The organism is Sphingomonas sp. BLHR8 (assembly GCF_056821725.1).
In genome coordinates this window covers 697,902-715,942 of sequence record NZ_JBPDIM010000001.1, presented here as the reverse complement: position 1 = coordinate 715,942, position 18,041 = coordinate 697,902, and the positions used below count along the sequence as shown (strand labels likewise).

Annotated in this window: 15 protein-coding genes and 1 tRNA gene; 8 read left to right on the top strand and 8 right to left on the bottom strand. The window is 68.7% G+C overall.

Going from position 1 to position 18,041, the window contains the following annotated elements:
* Positions 1–45: 45 nt before the first annotated feature.
* Genes thiE through tkt form a run of 5 tightly spaced genes read right to left on the bottom strand, consistent with a single transcriptional unit; the run spans position 46 to position 5,922 of the window.
* Positions 46–756: a thiamine phosphate synthase gene (gene thiE / locus ACRYJK_RS03535; RefSeq protein WP_482666199.1), complete on the bottom strand. Its 711-nt coding sequence runs from the start codon at positions 754–756 to the stop codon at positions 46–48.
* A 16-nt stretch (positions 757–772) separates the two neighbouring features.
* Complete coding sequence (locus ACRYJK_RS03530; RefSeq protein WP_482666198.1) at positions 773–1,678, bottom strand: fructose bisphosphate aldolase; 906 nt, start codon at positions 1,676–1,678, stop codon at positions 773–775.
* A gap of 22 nt (positions 1,679–1,700) precedes the next feature.
* Positions 1,701–2,912 carry a phosphoglycerate kinase gene (locus tag ACRYJK_RS03525; RefSeq protein ID WP_482666197.1) on the bottom strand — a complete coding sequence of 404 codons (1,212 nt, stop codon included), beginning with the start codon at positions 2,910–2,912 and terminating at the stop codon, positions 1,701–1,703.
* Positions 2,913–2,920: 8 nt separating this feature from the next.
* Positions 2,921–3,931, bottom strand: a complete 1,011-nt coding sequence (gene gap, locus ACRYJK_RS03520) for a type I glyceraldehyde-3-phosphate dehydrogenase (RefSeq protein ID WP_482666196.1) — start codon at positions 3,929–3,931, stop codon at positions 2,921–2,923.
* 5 nt (positions 3,932–3,936) lie between these two features.
* Positions 3,937–5,922 (bottom strand): transketolase, encoded by a 1,986-nt coding sequence (gene tkt, locus ACRYJK_RS03515; RefSeq protein WP_482666195.1) that lies wholly within the window; start codon positions 5,920–5,922, stop codon positions 3,937–3,939.
* Positions 5,923–6,057: 135 nt separating this feature from the next.
* Here tkt and ACRYJK_RS03510 point away from each other — a divergent pair, with 135 nt between their 5' ends.
* The 4 genes from ACRYJK_RS03510 to ACRYJK_RS03495 all read left to right on the top strand — a co-directional run bounded on the left by ACRYJK_RS03510 (position 6,058) and on the right by ACRYJK_RS03495 (position 7,514).
* A complete protein-coding gene (locus ACRYJK_RS03510) occupies positions 6,058–6,231 on the top strand; it encodes a hypothetical protein (protein WP_482666194.1) in 174 nt (57 codons plus the stop codon).
* On the top strand, positions 6,231–6,542 hold the full coding sequence (zapA, locus tag ACRYJK_RS03505) for a cell division protein ZapA (RefSeq protein WP_482666193.1): 312 nt from the start codon (positions 6,231–6,233) through the stop codon (positions 6,540–6,542). The genes ACRYJK_RS03510 and zapA overlap by 1 nt, the downstream gene beginning before the upstream one ends.
* Positions 6,543–6,744: 202 nt before the next feature.
* Positions 6,745–7,287 (top strand): 5-formyltetrahydrofolate cyclo-ligase, encoded by a 543-nt coding sequence (locus tag ACRYJK_RS03500; protein ID WP_482666192.1) that lies wholly within the window; start codon positions 6,745–6,747, stop codon positions 7,285–7,287.
* Positions 7,284–7,514 carry a DUF2842 domain-containing protein gene (locus ACRYJK_RS03495; protein WP_482666191.1) on the top strand — a complete coding sequence of 77 codons (231 nt, stop codon included), beginning with the start codon at positions 7,284–7,286 and terminating at the stop codon, positions 7,512–7,514. The genes ACRYJK_RS03500 and ACRYJK_RS03495 overlap by 4 nt, the downstream gene beginning before the upstream one ends.
* Here the strand turns inward: ACRYJK_RS03495 and ACRYJK_RS03490 are convergent.
* Both ACRYJK_RS03490 and ACRYJK_RS03485 read right to left on the bottom strand, forming a co-directional pair.
* Positions 7,503–7,579: transfer RNA gene (locus tag ACRYJK_RS03490), tRNA-Asp, on the bottom strand. The genes ACRYJK_RS03495 and ACRYJK_RS03490 overlap by 12 nt on opposite strands.
* Positions 7,580–7,673: 94 nt before the next feature.
* A complete protein-coding gene (locus ACRYJK_RS03485; protein WP_482666190.1) occupies positions 7,674–8,852 on the bottom strand; it encodes an AI-2E family transporter in 1,179 nt (392 codons plus the stop codon).
* A 122-nt stretch (positions 8,853–8,974) separates the two neighbouring features.
* Between ACRYJK_RS03485 and ACRYJK_RS03480 the strand changes: the two genes are divergently transcribed.
* The 4 genes from ACRYJK_RS03480 (at position 8,975) to ACRYJK_RS03465 (ending at position 16,699) form a co-directional block, all read left to right on the top strand.
* Positions 8,975–9,970, top strand: a complete 996-nt coding sequence (locus ACRYJK_RS03480; RefSeq protein ID WP_482666189.1) for a hypothetical protein — start codon at positions 8,975–8,977, stop codon at positions 9,968–9,970.
* Entirely contained in the window at positions 9,960–10,439 is a 480-nt protein-coding gene (locus ACRYJK_RS03475; protein WP_482666188.1) for a hypothetical protein, read from the top strand. Before ACRYJK_RS03480 ends, ACRYJK_RS03475 begins: the two co-directional genes overlap by 11 nt.
* Before the next feature lie 83 nt (positions 10,440–10,522).
* On the top strand, positions 10,523–11,617 hold the full coding sequence (locus tag ACRYJK_RS03470) for a hypothetical protein (protein ID WP_482666187.1): 1,095 nt from the start codon (positions 10,523–10,525) through the stop codon (positions 11,615–11,617).
* Between the two features lie 57 nt (positions 11,618–11,674).
* The gene (locus ACRYJK_RS03465; protein WP_482666186.1) at positions 11,675–16,699 is read left to right on the top strand and encodes a hypothetical protein; all 5,025 of its coding nucleotides are present in this window, start codon (positions 11,675–11,677) and stop codon (positions 16,697–16,699) included.
* Here ACRYJK_RS03465 and ACRYJK_RS03460 read toward each other — a convergent pair.
* A complete protein-coding gene (locus tag ACRYJK_RS03460) occupies positions 16,696–18,039 on the bottom strand; it encodes a dihydrolipoamide acetyltransferase family protein (protein ID WP_482666185.1) in 1,344 nt (447 codons plus the stop codon). The genes ACRYJK_RS03465 and ACRYJK_RS03460 overlap by 4 nt on opposite strands.
* Between the last annotated feature and the right edge of the window lie 2 nt (positions 18,040–18,041).

Genomic DNA, 18,041 nt, shown 5'->3' with positions numbered 1-18,041 from the left:
TGGCCGCTGAAGTGCGCGCCGCTTAGCGGAGCGCCGCGCAGGTGGCTAGAGCGCAATCGCCGCGTTGATCGCCTGCACCCCCGCCGCCGGCCCATCCGGGTGAGCCCAGACGCCGCCGCTCACCGCGACAAAGTCCGCCCCCGCCTCCGCCAGCGAGCGTGCATTGTCGGCGGTGACGCCACCGATCGCCACGCAGGGCAGCTCGGCGATCGTCGTCCACCAGCCTAGGATCGACGGTTCGGCGTGATGTTCAACCCGTTTGGTACTCGTCGGAAAGAAGGCGCCGAAGGCAACATAATCCGCCCCCGCCTCCGCCGCCTCCATCGCCAGGTGGCGACTGGCGTGGCAGGTGACGCCGATCTGCGCGTCGGGCCCGAGCAAGCGGCGAGCGTCACGCGGGTCGCCGTCGTCCTGCCCGAGGTGCACGCCATCAGCCCCGAGCCGCTTCGCCAGCCCCATGTCGTCGTTAACGATGAACGCGACCTCATGCGCGCGACAGATGTCGAGCAACGGCGCCGCCAGCGCCGCCGCGCGATGCTGGTCGATGCCCTTCACCCGGAACTGAAACGCCGCCACCGGGCCGGCCGTCAGCGCCTCTTCCAGCCGCGCCGCGAAACTGTCGTCGAGCTCGGGCGGGGAGATCAGATAAAGCTGGCACGCCCCCCGCCCCCCGCGCGCGTCGACGAATCGCGAGGCGAACTCGGGGTCCAGCGTCAGCGCGTCGTCGTCGAATTCGAGAGGCGGTTCGCCAGTCACGGGATCGTTCGCTTGCTCAGGCCTTGACCGTCGAGGCCTTGTGAATGTCGGCGATGGCGCCGTCGAGCGAGCGGTCGAACTCGTCGGCGCTCATGCCGTGACGCAGATCCTCGAGCAGCGCGCGGCTGAAGCTGGCGATCATGCCCGGGTTCCTGGCGAGCTCGCGGCACGCGTCGGGGCGCGAATAACCACCCGACAGCGCCACCACGCGCAGCACCCGCGGATGATCCACCAGCGGCTGGTACAGCCCCGCCTGCTCGGGGATCGAGAGCTTGAGCATCACCTCTTCGCCCTCGGCCAATCCGTCGAGCGCCTTCTTCAGCTCGTCCAGCAGGATCGCGTCGGCTGCGCCGCGCTCGGCGCTCTTGATGTTCACCTCGGGCTCGATCATCGGCACCATGCCGTGGCCGAGCACCTGCCGCGCGACCTCGAACTGCTGCTTGACCACCGCGGCGATGCCCTCGCGGTTCGCGAGGTTGATGACCGAGCGTTCCTTGGTGCCAAACACGCCCAGCGCCTTGGCGCGCGTCAGCAGCGCATCAAGCTCGGGCATCGGCTTCATCATCTGAACGCCGTTGGCCTCATCCTCGAGGCCCTTGTCGATCTTGATAAAGGGTACCACTCCGCGGGCCTTCAGCGCGTCAGGAGTCGGCTGGCCATCCACCTCGCCGTCCATCGTGCGTTCGAACAGGATCGCGCCGATCACCCGGTCGCCGTTGAAGCAGGGCGAGGTGATGATGCGGCTGCGCATCTGGTGGATGAGGCCGAACATCTCTTCATCATTGCTGTAAGCGCTCTCGTCCACGCCATAGCCCTTGAGCGCCTTCGGCGTCGAACCGCCCGACTGGTCGAGCGCGGCGATAAAGCCTTCGCCGTCGCGGATCTTGGCGGTCATGCTGGCGTGGTCGGTAAGCGCGTTCATCGTTGGCTCCTGAGAAACTTTGTCAGCGTTGTGCGGCGCGTTCGAGCGCCGCGACGCCGGGCAGCTCGCGCCCTTCCATCCATTCTAGAAAAGCGCCGCCGGCGGTCGACACGAAGGTGAAGTCGTCGGCCACCCCGGCGTGATTGAGCGCAGCGACCGTATCGCCGCCGCCTGCCACGGAAGTCAGCGAACCGTCGCGGGTGAGCGCCGCTGCGGTCCGTGCGAGCGCTACCGTCGCGGCATCGAACGGCGGCGTCTCGAACGCGCCCATCGGCCCGTTCCACACCAGCGTGCGGCACGTTTTGAGCACGTCGGCCACCGACTCCACCGCCGCCGGGCCGACATCGAGGATCATCGTATCGGCGGGCACCTCGTGCACATTGACGGTCGCCGTCGGCGGATTGGGCGCAAACTCGCGCGCGACGACGACGTCATATGGCAAGTGGATGGTGCAGCCCGACCGCTCCGCCGCCTCGAAAATCGTCTGCGCCGTGCCGGTGAGGTCGTGCTCGCACAAAGACTTGCCGACATCGACCCCGCGCGCGGCGAGAAAGGTGTTGGCCATGCCGCCGCCGATGACGAGGTGGTCGACCCGATCGACAAGATGCGTCAGCACGTCGATCTTGCTCGACACCTTGGCGCCGCCGACGATCGCCGCGACCGGCCGCTCGGGCTGGCCGAGCGCGCGCTCCAGCGCGACGAGCTCCGCTTCCATCGCCCGCCCCGCGTAGGCCGGCAGCAGATGCGCAACCCCTTCGGTCGAGGCGTGCGCGCGATGTGCAGCGGAGAAGGCGTCGTTGACAAAGAAGTCGCCCAGCGCCGCCATGCCGCGTGCGAGCTCCGGATCGTTCGCCTCCTCGCCCGGCTCGAAGCGCGTGTTCTCGAGCACGCCGACGTCGCCGGGGGCGAGCACTGCGATGCCTGCCTCTGCCGCCGGTCCGCGGCATTCGGGAATGTACATCGCCGCCTGGCCGACCGCCTCCGACACCGCGTCGATGACGAGGCTAAGCGACATCGTTGGGTTCTTGGCGCCTTTCGGTCGTCCGAAATGCGACAGCAGCAGCACGATCGCCCCGCGCCCCGCAAGCTCGCGCACCGTCGGCGCCATCGCCGCGAGCCGGGTGGCGTCGCTCACCCGTCCGTCGGCCATCGGCACGTTCAGGTCGACGCGCACCAGCGCGCGCTGGCCCGTCAGGTCGGCGGGGAGGTCGTCGAGCGTGCGAAAGCGGGGCATGGTGCGGCTCAGCCCAGCAGCTTGGCCATCACCCCGGCGGTATCGACCATCCGGTTGGAGAAGCCCCACTCATTGTCGTACCAGCTGACGACGCGCACCAGCTTCCCGTCGATCACCGCGGTTTCGAGGCTGTCGACGGTCGACGATGCCGGGTTGTGGTTGAGGTCGACCGAAACCAGCGGTTCATCGCTATAATCGAGCACACCCTTGAGCGCGCCGTCCGCGGCCGACTTGAGCAGCTGGTTGACCTCTTCCTTGCTCGTGTCGCGCGATGGCGTGAAGGTCAGGTCGACCAGGCTCACATTCGGCGTCGGCACGCGCACCGCGGAGCCGTCGAGCTTGCCCTTCAGTTCGGGCAGCACCTCACCCACCGCCCGGGCCGCGCCGGTCGTGGTCGGGATCATGCTCATCCCCGCCGCACGCGCACGCCGCATGTCCGGATGAATCTGGTCGAGGATCTTCTGATCGTTCGTATACGCGTGAATGGTGGTCATCAAACCACGTTCGATTCCAATGGCTTCGTGCAGAACCTTCGCAACCGGTGCAAGGCAGTTGGTGGTGCAGGACGCGTTGGAAACGATGGTGTGCTGTGGGCTAAGTTTGTCATGATTGACGCCATAAACGACGGTCAGATCGACACCCTTCGCCGGAGCGGAGATAAGCACGCGCTTCGCGCCCGCATCGAGATGCTTCTGTGCGCTTTCGCGATCGGTGAAAAAGCCCGTGCACTCAAGCACGATATCCACCTTGTTGTCGCGGTGAGGCAGCTTTGCCGGGTCACGTTCGGCGGTGACCTTGATGGTGCGACCGTCGATGCGGATGTCGCTGCCGTCGGCGGTCACTTCACCGGGGAAGCGACCATGGATGCTGTCGCGAGCGAACAGCCACGCATTCGACTTGGCGTCGGCCAGGTCGTTGATGGTCACCAGCTCCAGCCCGCAGTCAGGCTTTTCAAGGATCGCGCGCGCGACCAGGCGACCGATGCGTCCGAACCCGTTGATCGCTACCCGTGCGGTCATGAATGTTAATCCTTTCGTGCGTTGAGAGCGGCCTCCACCCGAGGCGCGATCGCCTCCGCGGTCAGGCCGAAATGGCGATAGAGGTCGGGCGCGGGCGCGGAAGCGCCAAAGCGATCGAGGCCGATGTTGAGCCCGTCGCAGCCGGTATAGCGCTGCCAGCCCATCGTCGCACCGGCCTCGATCGAGACGCGCAGCACGGCAGGGCCGCCGAGAATCTCGCTCTGCTCTGTGAGCGATAGCGCGTCGAACAGATGTGTCGCCGGCATCGACACGACGCGAGCGCCGACGCCACGCTGCGCGAGCAGCTCGGCGGTCGCCACCGCGATCTCGGCCTCGCTGCCCGTCGCGATAATGGTGACGTCATGCGCCGAGCCGGTGGCCGGGCGAAGCACGTAGCCGCCCTTCGCGCTGCGCATCCCCCCTTCGGTGCGCAGCGGCGCCAGCACCTGACGCGACAGCGCCAGCAGCGACGGGCCGTCGGTCCGTCGCAACGCCAGCGCCCAGCATTCGGCCGTCTCGATCGCGTCGCAGGGGCGGAAAACCGCCAGGTTAGGGATCATGCGGAGCGATTGCAGATGTTCGATCGGCTGGTGGGTCGGCCCGTCTTCGCCCACGCCGATGCTGTCGTGAGTCATAACAAAGATCGTCTGCGCGCGCTGCAGCGCCGCCAGCCGGATCGCCGGGCGCGCATAGTCGCTGAACACGAGGAAGGTGCCGCCGTAGGGCACGATGCCGCCATGCAGCGCCATCCCGTTCATCGCCGCCGCCATGCCGAATTCGCGAATGCCGTAGCGGACATACCGCCCGCCGTAGCTTTCGGGACGCAGTTCGTCGGTGCTCGGCGTCTTGGTGTTGTTGCTCGGCGTGAGGTCGGCGGAACCGCCGATCAGCGCCGGGAAGGCCGCGGTGAAGGCCTTCAAGGCGCGCTCGCCCGCTGCGCGCGTCGCCGTCGGCTGAGGCTCGGCGGCAAGCTCGCATACCAGCGCGTCGGCCACCTCGGCGATTCGATCCGCGGGCATGGGCGCGAGCCGCTGCTCGAGTTCGGCCAGGCGACCGCTCGCCGCCGCGCGCTCGCGCCATTGCGCGTGCGGGGTTGCGCCGCGCGCGCCCGCGGCCCGCCACGCCTCGACCATCTCGTCGGCGAGTTCGAACGGATGCGATGTCCAGGCGAGCGCCTTGCGCGTGCCGGCGATCTCTTCATCGCCCAGCGGCGAGCCGTGCGTGCCGGACGTGCCCGCCTTGGTCGGCGCGCCCCAGCCGATGATCGTGCGGCAGGCGATGAGGCTCGGGCGCGGATCGGCCGCCGCCTCGGCCAATGCTGCCCGGATCGCATCGATGTCGTGCCCGTCGCAGCGCACCGTGTGCCAACCGGCGGCGGCGTGGCGCGCCTCGATATCCTCGCAGGTCGACAGGTCGGTCGCACCGTCGATGGTGATGCGATTGTCGTCCCAGATCACGTTGAGCCGCCCCAGCGACAGCCGACCGGCAAGCCCCACCGCCTCGTGGTTGATGCCCTCCATCAGGCAGCCGTCGCCGGCGATCACCCAGGTGCGGTGGTCGACCAGATCGTCACCGAAGTGCGCGTTGAGGTGCCGTTCGGCGATGGCCATGCCGACCGCCATCGCAACCCCCTGCCCCAGCGGGCCCGTGGTGCATTCGATCCCGGCCAGCTCGAAATTCTCGGGATGACCCGCGCAGGGCGAGCCCAACTGACGGAACGCGCGGATGTCCTCCATCGTCGGCCGATCGTAGCCGGTGAGGTGGAGCAGCGCGTAAATCAGCATCGAGCCATGCCCCGCGCTCAGCACGAAGCGGTCGCGATCGGGCCAGGCGGGATCGGCCGGATCAAATTTGAGGAATTCGCTGAACAGCACGGTCGCTACGTCCGCCATGCCCATCGGCATGCCGGGATGACCGCTGTTGGCGGCCTGAACCGCATCCATCGCGAGCGCGCGGATCGCGTTCGCCATTTGCCGCGGTTCGACCGCCATTGATCCTCCAAGAGCCCGCTCGCGGGCAAGTCGCGGCTCGATTCGCCTGCGAGGGTGCTTTGCGAATGTCCGCCCGAGGGGTCAAGGCGCGCGAGCCAGTTGGCGTGCCGCGCAGGCGCCGCTAGAGTGGCCGACATGTCGCGAGAAACTCTCGAAGAGGCGCTGACCATGCTCGACCGCGCCGTGTCGGCGCTTGAGGTGGCGCAGCGCAGCGCGCTCAGCGCCGATCGGTCAAAGGGCGAGCGGCTACGGCGCGAGGTGGCGGCGGTGGTCGCTGAACTCGACGAATTGCTGGGAGCGCGCGGCTGATGGCGAACGTCAGGCTCATCGTCGGTGGCCGCCACTATATTCTCGGCTGCGCGGATGGCGACGAGCCGGAACTGGAGCGGCTCGCGACCGTGCTCGACTCAGCCTTCGCCAATGCGAAGGCCATGATCGGCGAGGCGGGCGAGGCTCGACTGCTGGTGCTGGCCGGGCTGTTGCTGGCGGATCGCGTCGGTTCCAACGTGGCGCCCGCCGTCGAGGACCCTGTCCTCGAGGACGCTGCGGCGCGGGTGCGGCAGCTGACCGCGCGGGTTGCTGCGGTCACCGATCGACTATCGGCTGCGACCGGCGGTTGAGCGGAGGCATGAGCGCTCCTATGTTCGGTGCTGACGGGCACTGCGAGGTGCGAGCTTATGCGATTATCCCTGAGGCGATAGAAACATCCACGGGGGCTGTCCCTGCCCGGGCCCTGGCCCGACGCACATGGTCCCCACCTGACGTTACAGGCGTCAGAGGATATTCCAGCCACCGGCCATCGCGGTCCCGTCACCCAGCTTCATGAACGATTCGCTCAAGTCCGAGCAGCGGCGCCTCGCCCGCGCCCGCCGTCGCGCCTTTGTTGCAGAGAGGGGGCACAGCCGCTTTCCGACGGCGCTGTTGCGGCAGCATCTTGCTCTCTCGCCTTGCACGATCGTCGCGTCCTATGCCGCGGTCGCCGGCGAGCCCGACATGAGCGACGTCGAGGCGATGCTGCGAAGTTCCGGCGTCGTCATCGCCCATCCCCGGATCGATGGCGATATCATGACCTTCCGCCTGACCGGCGATCAGCGGCCCGACGTGAGCGCGCTCGGCTTCATGCAGCCGCCGTCGGACGCGCCGGTGGTCACCCCGGCGGTCATTCTCGCGCCACTCGTAGGATTTGATCGACAGATGAACCGCCTTGGCCAGGGCGGCGGCCATTATGATCGCGCGTTTGTGGCCTTGCCGCACGCCCGCCGCATCGGCATCGCCTGGTCGGCGCAGCTGCTGCCCCGGGTGACGTGCGATCCATGGGACGGGCGCCTTCACGCCATCGTGACCGAAAAGGAATGGATCGAATGAGTCGCCGCGCGAACGAGCTTCAGCCTTCGTGGCGCCGAACCGCTGGCGTGCTGGGCATCGTCGGGTTCATCGCGCTGTGGACGCTTGCGGTGGTCAGCTTCGCGGAATGGATCGGCCCGCTGCCGCCAGTTGCATCGATCGCCTATTATACAGTCGCGGGGATCGTCTGGATCCTGCCGCTGCGGCCGCTCCTGATGTGGATGGAGACGGGGAAATGGCGCGAGTGACGGGGCTCGAACCCGCGACCTCCGGCGTGACAGGCCGGCGCTCTAACCAACTGAGCTACACCCGCTTGGTGTGGGCGGGGCCGATATGGCGGCACGCTCACCCTGTCAACAGCCCGAGTCACTCGAAGGGTCGGAAAGTTACCCTGTAAGCACGCGCGATCAGCTCGGCGGGAGCGGGGTCGGCGCGGGAAGCGCCGGCGGGCGGAGCGATGCGCGGATGGTCTGCAACACGATCAGGATCGGCACCGCGAGCAGCGCGCCCGGTGCGCCCCACACCCACCCCCAGAAGCTCAGCGACAGCAGGATCAGCACCGGATTGATCGTCAGTCGACGCCCGAGAATATAGGGCGTGACGAGGTTCGCTTCGATGAAATGGAGGACGATGGCGACGATCGCCGGCGTCAGCGCCAGCCACACCGAATCGAAACTCATCAAACCACCCAACGCGAGCAGCCCGGCAGCGATGATCGGACCGACATAGGGCACGAAGTTGCAGATCGTGACAATGCCGCCCCACATCAGCGGTGACGGCATGCCGATCGCCCACAAGATCAGCGCGTTGGTGAGCCCCAGCGCGACGTTGATGAACACGATCGTCGTTAAATAGGCCGAAGTCGCATCGACGACATTCTGGATGATGCGCGCGGTATTGAGCGCCGAATCGAAGCTCGCGCGCGAGCTGATCGTGGTGCGACGCAGCCCCGTCCAACCAGCGAGAAAGAAAAAGATCAGCAGCAGCGCAAAGAATGTCTGCACCAGCGCCGCCGGTGCGGAGGAGAGGATGGTGCCGAACGCCGAACCATCGCTTTGGATCGCCACTGCCTGCGCCTGGACGTTGGTGGCACTGACCGTGCGAGCCAGCGCGTCGTTCACATATTTCTCGAGGTTGCTGTAGAGGTCCAGGATCGGCCCGAGCGTCGCCTGGACGCGCGGCAATCGTTCGGGCAGCGCCGCCACCCAGTCCGCGGCCGGCACCACCACCGTCGATAGCGCCACGACCAGCACGACCAGAAACAGCAGCACGCACAGCCCCGCCGCGAGCCCGGATCGCACCCCTCGCCGTTCGAGCCATTCCAGCGTGGGCACGAGCGCGATGGCGATCACCACAGCGGCAGTTACCGGTAGGAATACCTCCGATCCCGCCTTTAGCGCCAGCGGCGCCCCCAGCAGCACGCCCGCGAGCATCAGCCAGAACAGGCGGCGGAGCCACGTGACGCGCGGGTCGATAGGCCCGGCCGTGGGCGAACCCGGCCCCTCCCCCCCGCTAGCGACGGAGACGTCCGCGGGACGCCCGGGCGTCAATTCGGCAGATGATGCGGGGGCGGTGAGATCGGTCATGCACGCACGATATGCCGCAGCCATGCGGTCGCGCACAATGCGTTTCCACCTTCCTCACCGTTAACCGAATTTCGAGGTTTCGGTCCGATACCGATGAAATCGATCGGAGGACCAGCCGACCCATGTTGACCAGCCTGCCTTACGGCCGGGCGCGCACCGCTGTGGCGGGCGCAGCCCTGCTCCTCAGCGCACCGGGTGTCGCGCACGCCGCCCCGACCCGCGCCGGCACACCCATCGAAAATACCGCGACCGCGACCTTCGACCAGGGTGGGGGCGAGGTCACGGTGCAATCGAACACCGTCACGTTCAAAGTGGACGAGGTGATCGACCCGACCGTCTCCTGGACGGACGGCACGCCGGTGACGACAACTCCGGGCGCGCTGGCGAGCGTGCTCCGGTTCCGCCTCACCAACAGCGGCAACGGGGCGGAGAGCTTCAGCCTATCGACCAACGCGAACATCGCCGGCGACCAGTTCGACCCAGTCGTCGTTCGACTGGTGCTCGATCTCAACGACAACGGGACTTACGACCCGGCGACCGACACGATCTATCTTCTCGGCACGAACGATCCGACGCTCGAGCCGGGCGCGTCGATCGGCGTGCTTGCCATCACCACGACGCCGACTTCAGCGCTCGACGGACAGCGCGGCAATGTTTCGCTGATTGCCACCTCCAGGACCGGAACCGGCGCCCCAGGCACCACCTTCGCCAACGCCGGCGAAGGGGGCGGCACGGCCGTTCTCGGCAGCAACGGGGGCGATGACGACGCGGTCGGCATCAGCGAAGTGTCGGCGGCAAGTGTCGCGCTGACGAAAAGCGCCGTCGTGCTCAACAGCTTCGGTACCGCGGAGGCGATTCCCGGGGCGAGCATAACCTACACCATCGTCGCGACCACGTCGGGCTCGGGCAGCGTGTCCGGGCTGGAAGTGCGCGACGCCATCCCAGCCGGCACGACCTACGTACCGGGCTCGCTGCGGCTCGGCACCACGGCCCTGACCGACGCTGCGGACAGCGACGCCGGCAGCTTTGCCGCCAATGCGGTGCTGGTCACGCTCGGCACCGTCCCAGCGGGCGATACCCGCTCCATCAGTTTCAAGGTGACCGTCAATGCGAACTGATCTTCTCGCTCTCGGCGCGCTGTGCTCGGCGCTTCTCAGCGCCGCACCCGCAGCGGCGCAGACGTCGCCGGTAGAAATCCGCAACGAAGTGCTAGTGGAGCGCACCGTCACCACCCCCGATGGGCGCCGCATCACGCAGACGAGCGCGCCGACGTCGGTGGTGCCGGGCGAACGACTGTTGTTCCGGCTGCACTATCGCAACGCCGGCCAGCGTCCGGCGAACGACTTCGTGCTCACCAACCCGATGCCGCAGGCGGTCGCCTACAGCGAAGGCGCGAGCGGCGGGGCGGCCTTCTCTGTGGACGGCGGGCAAAGCTGGGGCCCGCTCGCGACGCTCAAGGTGAAGGCCCCCGACGGCAGCGACCGCGCCGCCGAGCCGCGTGACGTGACCCACATCCGCTGGGCCTTCACCCAGTCGATCGCGGTCGGCGCGGGCGGCACCGTAAGCTTCGTCGGCGTCGTGCGCTGACCCGAGGCGCCCGTCTTCAGAATCAGATCGAAGCGTTCGCTCCAGACCAGTGGAGCGAGCCATGTTTGCGAAGGACCATCGCAATGACCAACATTTGTTCCTCTCTGGCTCGCGTCGGCGCCTGCCTGTTCATCGCGCTGCCTCTCCCTGCGCTCGCGCAGACGACCCCGAACGGTACGACGGCAGGCACGTCGATCACCAACACGGTCGGCGTCACCTATTCGGTCGGCGGCGTGCCGCAGGGCGCGACCAACGCCTCCGACACGTTCGTCGTGGACCGGAAGGTCGATTTCACGCTGGTCGAAGCGGGCAACAGCACGACCACGGTCGCCCCCGACCAGAAGGGCGCCGTGACGACGTTCACGCTCACCAACCTCGCCAACGCGCCGCTCGACTTCGCGCTGGGCGTCGGTCAGCAGACGACCGGCTCGACCGTCGCACACGGATCGACAACCGATGGATTCGACCTGACCGCCGCGCCGCTCATCTATCGCGACAATCCGTCGAGCGGCACGGTCGGTCAGTGGGATGCAGGCGATGCGCTCGTCACCTATGTCGATGAGCTCGCGGCCGGCGCTTCCGTCACGCTGTTCGTACGCGGCGACATTCCGGCGAGCGTGACCAACGGGCAGGTCGCGGGCGTTCGGCTGACGTCGACCGCTGGTCAGGCGGGGACCGCCGGGACGCAGGGGACAGTCATTCTCGAAACCCCGGCGGGCAGCGAGACCAACGCCGCGATGGACACGGTCTTCGCGAGCGCGGTGCGCGTCGCCACCACGCCGTCGGGCTTCAAGGGCGAGCTGTCGTCGCTCGATGATTACACCGTCGCCGCCGCCCTGCTGAGCGTGGTCAAGCGCAGTCGGGTCATTTCCGACAGCATCCGGGGCACCAACAACCCGTTGTTCATCCCGAACGCGCTGGTCGAATACTGCATCGCAGTCAGCAACGCGAGCGGCGGCGCGACCGCCACCAACGTCACCATCAGCGACAACGTGCCCTCGCAGCTCACGATCGAAGCGGGGACGTTGCGCCTCAACGGCACCGTCGATGCTGCCACAGGCGTGTGCAGCGGCGGCGCCACGGGCGGCACGATCACCGGGTCGCAGGTGACGGGGACGCTGTCCGACATTCCCGGCGGCACCACCCGCGCGCTGATCTTCCGCGCCCGCGTCAACTGACCCGCCGCGCGGCGGTGGCGGCGATCCGTCCGCTGCCGCGCGACACTGGCCATAACCATGTCGCGCCGTCTTCTTCGTTCGATCCTCGGCCTTTTGGCGGCGCTCGGCCTCGCGACGCCGGCCGCCGCCGCGCCGCAGGCGTCCCGGCGGATCGTCAACATCGCCGAAGCGCGCTGGTCGAGCGAGCAGGGCGAGCGGCAGGCGCACTCCAACCGGGTGGAGATCCCGCTGATCGAGCGCGGAGCGGCGCCGGGCACGGTCTCCGTCAACCAGGTGACTCCGTCGGGTGCGACCGCGATTTCGCTGGCGCCCGCCGGCTGTACGATCGCCGCCGCGGCGACGCCGGTGTCGTTCCCCCCGGTCCACATCGGGCCGCAGCAAGCGTTTCGCCCATCGCAGACGATTGTCCTCGTCGTCCGCGCGCCCGCGCTCAATCGCGATCCGGCAAGCATCGAACGTTTGACGCTCGTGGTGACGGGCTCGAGCAGCGACCGTGAGAGCGTTCTGTTCGTCGAAACTGGGCCCGACAGCGGTGAATTCGTCGGACATCTACGCGCGTCGGAGACGGCGGGCTCCGGCGACTGCCGCCTCGCCCTGACGCCAGCCGGGAGCGACATCGCCATCGCAACGCCCGATGGGCCCGCTGTCGGCAGCGTCTTCGCGCAACTGTTGCTCGATCCCTATGGCATCGTGTTCGACAGCCGCACCGGGGCTGCGGTCGATGGCGTGCGCGTCTCCATCGTCGATGCTACGACCGGCGCCCCCGCTCTCGTGTACGGCGATGACGGCATCTCCACCTACCCCAGCACGATCGTCAGTGGTCAGCCCGTGCTCGACAGCGGCGGCACCTCATATCGCTCGGTAGCCGGCGGATACCGGTTTCCGCTGATGCCGCCGGGCCGCTATCGCCTGATCATCGAGCCGCCCGGCCCTTATCTCTCGCCCTCCACCGCCGCGCCGGAAGCGATCGGCGTCCTCGCCCGCCCCGGCGGCGGCCGGTTCACAATCGATCTCGCCTCCTATGGCGAACCTTTCGCGCTGGAGCATCCGGACCCGCTGCGCATCGATTTGCCGCTCGATCCTCCGATCGGCGGCGTTTCGGTGGTGAAGACCGCTCACACGGCCGTGGCAAGCGTCGGCGACGTCGTAAGCTTCGCCGTCACCGTCACCAACCGCGACACGGGCGCCGCCGTGGGGCCGATCACGGTTCGGGACATCCTTCCACCCGGGCTGCGGCTCCGCGAGGGAAGCATCCGTTGGAACGGGGCGCCCGTCGCGATCATGCGCACCGCCGACGGGTTTCAGCTCGCACTCCCTCCCCTCGCGCCGAACGCCAGCGGCGAGCTCCGCTACCTGACCGAAGTCCGGCCCGACGCCCGGCCCGGCGCGGCCACTAACCGCTTCATGGTCGACCCGATCCGCGGCGCCCCGCCGACGCCGGTCGCAGCGGCAACCGTTCGCATCCGGCGCGACGACATCTCAAATCGCGTGACCATCGCCGGGCGAGTCATCGCAGGCGATTGTGCGACCGACCCCAGCACCGCCGTCGGGGTGCCGAACGTGCGCCTGCTCATGCCCAGCGGCCAGTTCGCCGTCACCGACAGCGACGGCCGTTATCATTTCGAGGGGGTGCGGCGCGGCCCCACCGTCGTCGCGATCGATCGCGCGGCGCTTCCCCCGGGCGCCTCTGCCGGTCACTGCGGCAATGTTCGATCGGCAATGAGCGGCTGGTCGCAGCTGATCGACGGGCGTGCTGGGCTTCTTTACCGCGCCGACTTCCACCTTGTCTTGCCGCAAGCGTCGGAGCCCGCCACCGCCACACCCCCCGCCCCGAGCGGCGCTGCTGACGACGTCACAGCCGGCGGCGGGCGCATCGATTGGTTCGCGCTTACCGGCGAGGAAGCCGCCTTCCTCTTTCCGACTGTCGACCACAACCCACGCGCGCCCGCGGTCCGCGTCGCAATCCGGCACCTCGCCGGACAGACGGTGCGGCTGGCGCTTAACGGCCAGCCCGCCGACAGCTTCTCCTTCGAAGGCGTTCAGACCGCGCCCGATCAGCGCCGCGCGGTCAGTGTCTGGCGGGCGCTTCGCCTGCAGGAGGGCCTCAACCGGTTGAGCGCGGATGTCCTCGCCGCCGACGGCCGCGTCGCCGCGCAATTGTCGCGCAGCGTCCACTACAGCGGCGCGGCGGCTCGGGTCGAGTTTGTACCGGGACGCTCGCGACTGATCGCCGACGGTGTGACGCGCCCGGTCATTGCCATGCGCGTGCTCGACCGGGCGGGCCAGCCGGTAAGGCACGGCACCGTCGGCGCAATCCACGTCGCGCCTCCGCATCGCGCCGCCGCGGACGTCGATGCCGAACAGGCGCGCCAGCTCTCCGGCCTCGATCGCGCCGCCGCGAGCTGGCGGGTCGATGGCGACGACGGCGTGGCGCTAGTAGAGCTTGCTCCCACCACCACGTCGGGCATGGCGCGCATCTCGCTCCGGCTGAGCGAACGCAACGCGGCGAGCGAACAGGTGATCGAAGCCTGGCTCGACAATCATGTCAGCCAATGGACGTTGGCAGGCTTCGGCGGCATCGCGGTCGGCTCGGAGCGGCTCGATGATTTGTCCGCCGATGGCGAAGTGGACGGTCGCCTCACTGTCCTCGCACGCGGCCCGCTCGGTGGCGGCTGGCAGGCGACCGCGCGCTACGACAGCGACGACGCGGCCGCCGATGAACGCTTCGGCGGGATGCACGGGCTGCGCGATCACTACACGCTCTACGGCGACCGCTCGGAAGCGGGTTTCGAGGCGCCCTCGCTCAAGGGGCTGTTCCTGCGGCTCGAGCGTCGCCGTTTCTATGCGATGTATGGTGATTTCGACACCGGCATCGACACACCCGAACTTGCGCGGTTCCAGCGCAGCCTGACCGGGTTTCGCAGCGAATTTGCCGGCACCCGCCTGCGGCTGATGGCCTTCGCGGCCGAGAGCGCCTTCACCCACCGCCGCGACGAGCAGCAGGCGAACGGGCTCAGCGGACCCTATGCCCTCACCCGCCGCGACATCCTTCCCAACAGCGAGCGCGTCACGATCGAGGTGCGCGACCGGCTGCGCTTCGACCGCGTCGTCGAGCGCCGCGAGCTGATGCGCTACATCGACTATGACATCGATTATGCGAGCAGTCTGATCCGCTTTCGCGAACCGCAACTGAGCCGCGACGAGGCCTTCAACCCGCGTTTCATCGTTGTCGATTACGAACTCGATGGGCTCGGCGACAGCTATTGGAACGCCGGCGGTCGGGCCGAGTGGCGGCCGAGTGAAGCACTCACGCTCGGCGCAACGGTCACTCACGACGCCGGGCTCGCCGGTTCGACCGACCTGGGCGGCATCGATGCGCGCTGGCGGCCCGATGCGGCGACCGAGGTCCGGGCCGAATATGCACTGAGCCGCACCGACGGCGACCGCCAGCGCGACGGAGGCACGCTCACTACCCCGCCGGGCACCGCCCACGCCTGGCTGATCGAGGCCGAGCGGCACCAAGCGGAATTCGACCTCCTCGCCTACATCCGGCGGCGCGGCGCGGGGTTCGGCAACGGCCAGTCGCCGCTCGCCGGCAACGGCAGCCTGCGCTTCGGCTTCGATGCGCGCGCGCGCCTCAGCGAGCATCTGTCGCTCCTCGCCAGCGCCTGGGACGAGCGGTTCGAGCTCACCGACGCGCAGCGCCGCGCTGCGCGCATCCTTGGCGAATGGCGCAGCGATACGAGCACGCTGCGCGCGGGGCTGACCTTCGCCGACGACCGGGTCGCCGACGGCAGTGCGCGACGCTCGCTGCTCGCAGAGCTGGGCGGCTCGCACCGTTTTTTCGAAGGACGTCTCGAGCTCGACGGCTCGACCAGCTTCGCGCTCGGCAGCGATGCAGGCAGCGTCGATTTCCCCGAACGTCACACGCTCACCGCGCGGCTGGCGCTCGTCGACGGTGTGCGCCTGATCGGCACCTACGAGATTGCCGACGGCGGCAGCGTCTCGGCGGAGACGGCGCGCGTCGGTTTCGATGTGCAGCCTTGGCGCGGCGCGCGCCTTACCGCCAGCGGGGGGCAGCAGAGCTTCGGCGGGCTCGGCTCACGCACCTACGCCGCCTACGGCCTCGCCCAGTCCTTCCCGGTCAGCGACGAGCTCAGCATCGACGCCAGCGTCGACGGCCAGCGCACCTTGAGCGGGCTCGACCGCGCGGCGGTGCTCGACCCGGCGCACCCGGTCGCGTCCGGCGGCTTCGTGGGTAACGGCACGTTGCTGTCCGAAGACTTCCTCGCCGTCAGCGCGGGGGCGAGCTGGCGCAGCGGGCCATGGAATGCGACCGGCCGGGTCGAGTATCGCGATGCGGACACCGGCACGCGCTTCGGCGCGACTGCCGGCGTGCTGCGCCAGCTCGGCGAAGGGCGTGCGCTCGGCGGACTGTTCACGCACCAGGACGCGCGCGGTGCCAACGGCACTGCCGTTCGCAGCAGCGCGCTCGATCTCAGCTGGGCGCATCGGCCAGCGGGACCGGCCTTCTCACTGCTCAACAAGCTCACCGTCCGCGACGACGATGTGCGCGTCGGAGGCGGCGGCCTCCCCGGGCCGATTGGCGGCATGCCGCTCGCGATTGCGCAGGACGTCCGCTCGCGCCGCGTCGTCAACGCCCTCGCTCTGAGCTGGGACCCGGTCGCGACCCGCCGCGGCGGCGGTGTTGCGGAGCGCGGCCACTACGGTCTGTTCGTCGGGCTGCGCCACGCCTCCGACCGCATCGGCGGCGACGATGTCGCTGGCTGGTCGGCGAGCGTCGGCGCGGACGCGCGCTTCGACCTCAACGCTCGCATCGGCGTCGGATTGGGCGGCAGCGTTCGGACCGGCACCGACGTGCGCGCGCTCGACTGGTCTGTGGGGCCGCAGATCACGCTCGTCCCCGCCGAGAATCTGCAGTTGCAGCTTGGCTATAATTTCGCCGGCTACCGCGACCGCGATTTCGAGGCCGCCCGCGCCACCCGCAGCGGCTGGTTCGCGTCGATCCGCATGAAGTTCGACGCCGCAACCCTCGCCGGGCTCGGCCTCGACCGGCGTTAGGCGAACAGCCGCGCCGGCGCTTCGAGCAGGCGCTTGAGGTCGCCGACAAAACTCGCCGCGTCCCAGCCGTCGACCACGCGATGGTCGCAGCTGATCGAGATGTTCATCAGCTTCGCGCGCCGCACGCGGTCGCTGTCGCCGTCCACGAAGACGGGGCGCTCGACAATGCGGTTGGGGCCGATGATGGCCACCTCCGGACGGTTGATCACCGGCGTCGTCGCCACCCCGCCAAGCGGCCCGAGTGAGGTGATGGTGAGCGTCGACCCCGACAGCTCCGCCGAGCTCGCCTTGCCGGTGCGCGCCGCTTCCGCCAGCCGCGTGATTTCGCTCGCGAGCTGCCACACATTCTTCGCCTGCGCGTCCCGGATTACCGGCACCATCAGCCCGGCGTCGGTCTGCGTCGCCATGCCGAGGTGGACCGCGCCCGACCGGCGCACCACCCCCGCCTCGTCGTCATAGCGCGCGTTGAGCATCGGATAGTCGCGCAGAGTCTGGCAGATGCCGACGATCAGGAACGGCAGCACGGTCAATTTGGGCCGCGAGCCGCGCGCGCCGTTAAGGTCGGCGCGCATCGCCTCGAGCGCCGTCACCTCGACCTCTTCGACATAGGTGAAGTGCGGGATGTTGCGCTTGGACGCGGACATATTCTCCGCAATCCGCCGCCGCATACCAATGACGCGCACGTCCTCATCGCTGCGCGCAGCGCCCGGTACGGTGTAACCCGCCCCGCCCGAATAGCGGAGGAACGCGTCGAGGTCGGCGTGACGGATGCGGCCATCCTCCGACGGCTTCACCTGCCCGAGATCGACCGCGAGCGCTCGCGCGCGATCGCGCACGGCCGGCGACGCCAGCACGCGCGCTTCCGACGCCTGAGCCGCCGCAGGCGCCTCCGCAGCCGCGGGCGCGGCGACCGGGGTGGGAGCCGCGGCGGCTGGTTCAGGCGCGATGCTTTCCGCGACGATCGGCTGCTGCGCGGTGACCTCCGCCACGCCGGGATTTTCCGCAGCGATCACCGCAGCGTCGGAGGCTGCCTCCGGAACCTCGTCAACGTCGCCCGTCGCGAGCTTGCCCGCGGGTGCATCCTCGCTGCCGGCAGCGCTCTCGATCTCGATGACCATCAGCGTCGAACCGATGGCGATGACGTCGCCGACATCGCCGCCGATCTCGAGCACCGTGCCCGAAACCGGCGATTCCATCTCGACCGTCGCCTTGTCGGTCATCATGTCGGCGATCTGCTGATCTTCCTCGACACGCTCGCCCACCTTGACGTGCAGCGCGACGATCTCCGCTTCGGCGATGCCCTCGCCGATGTCGGGCAGGCGGAAGGTAAAGCGCGCCATGG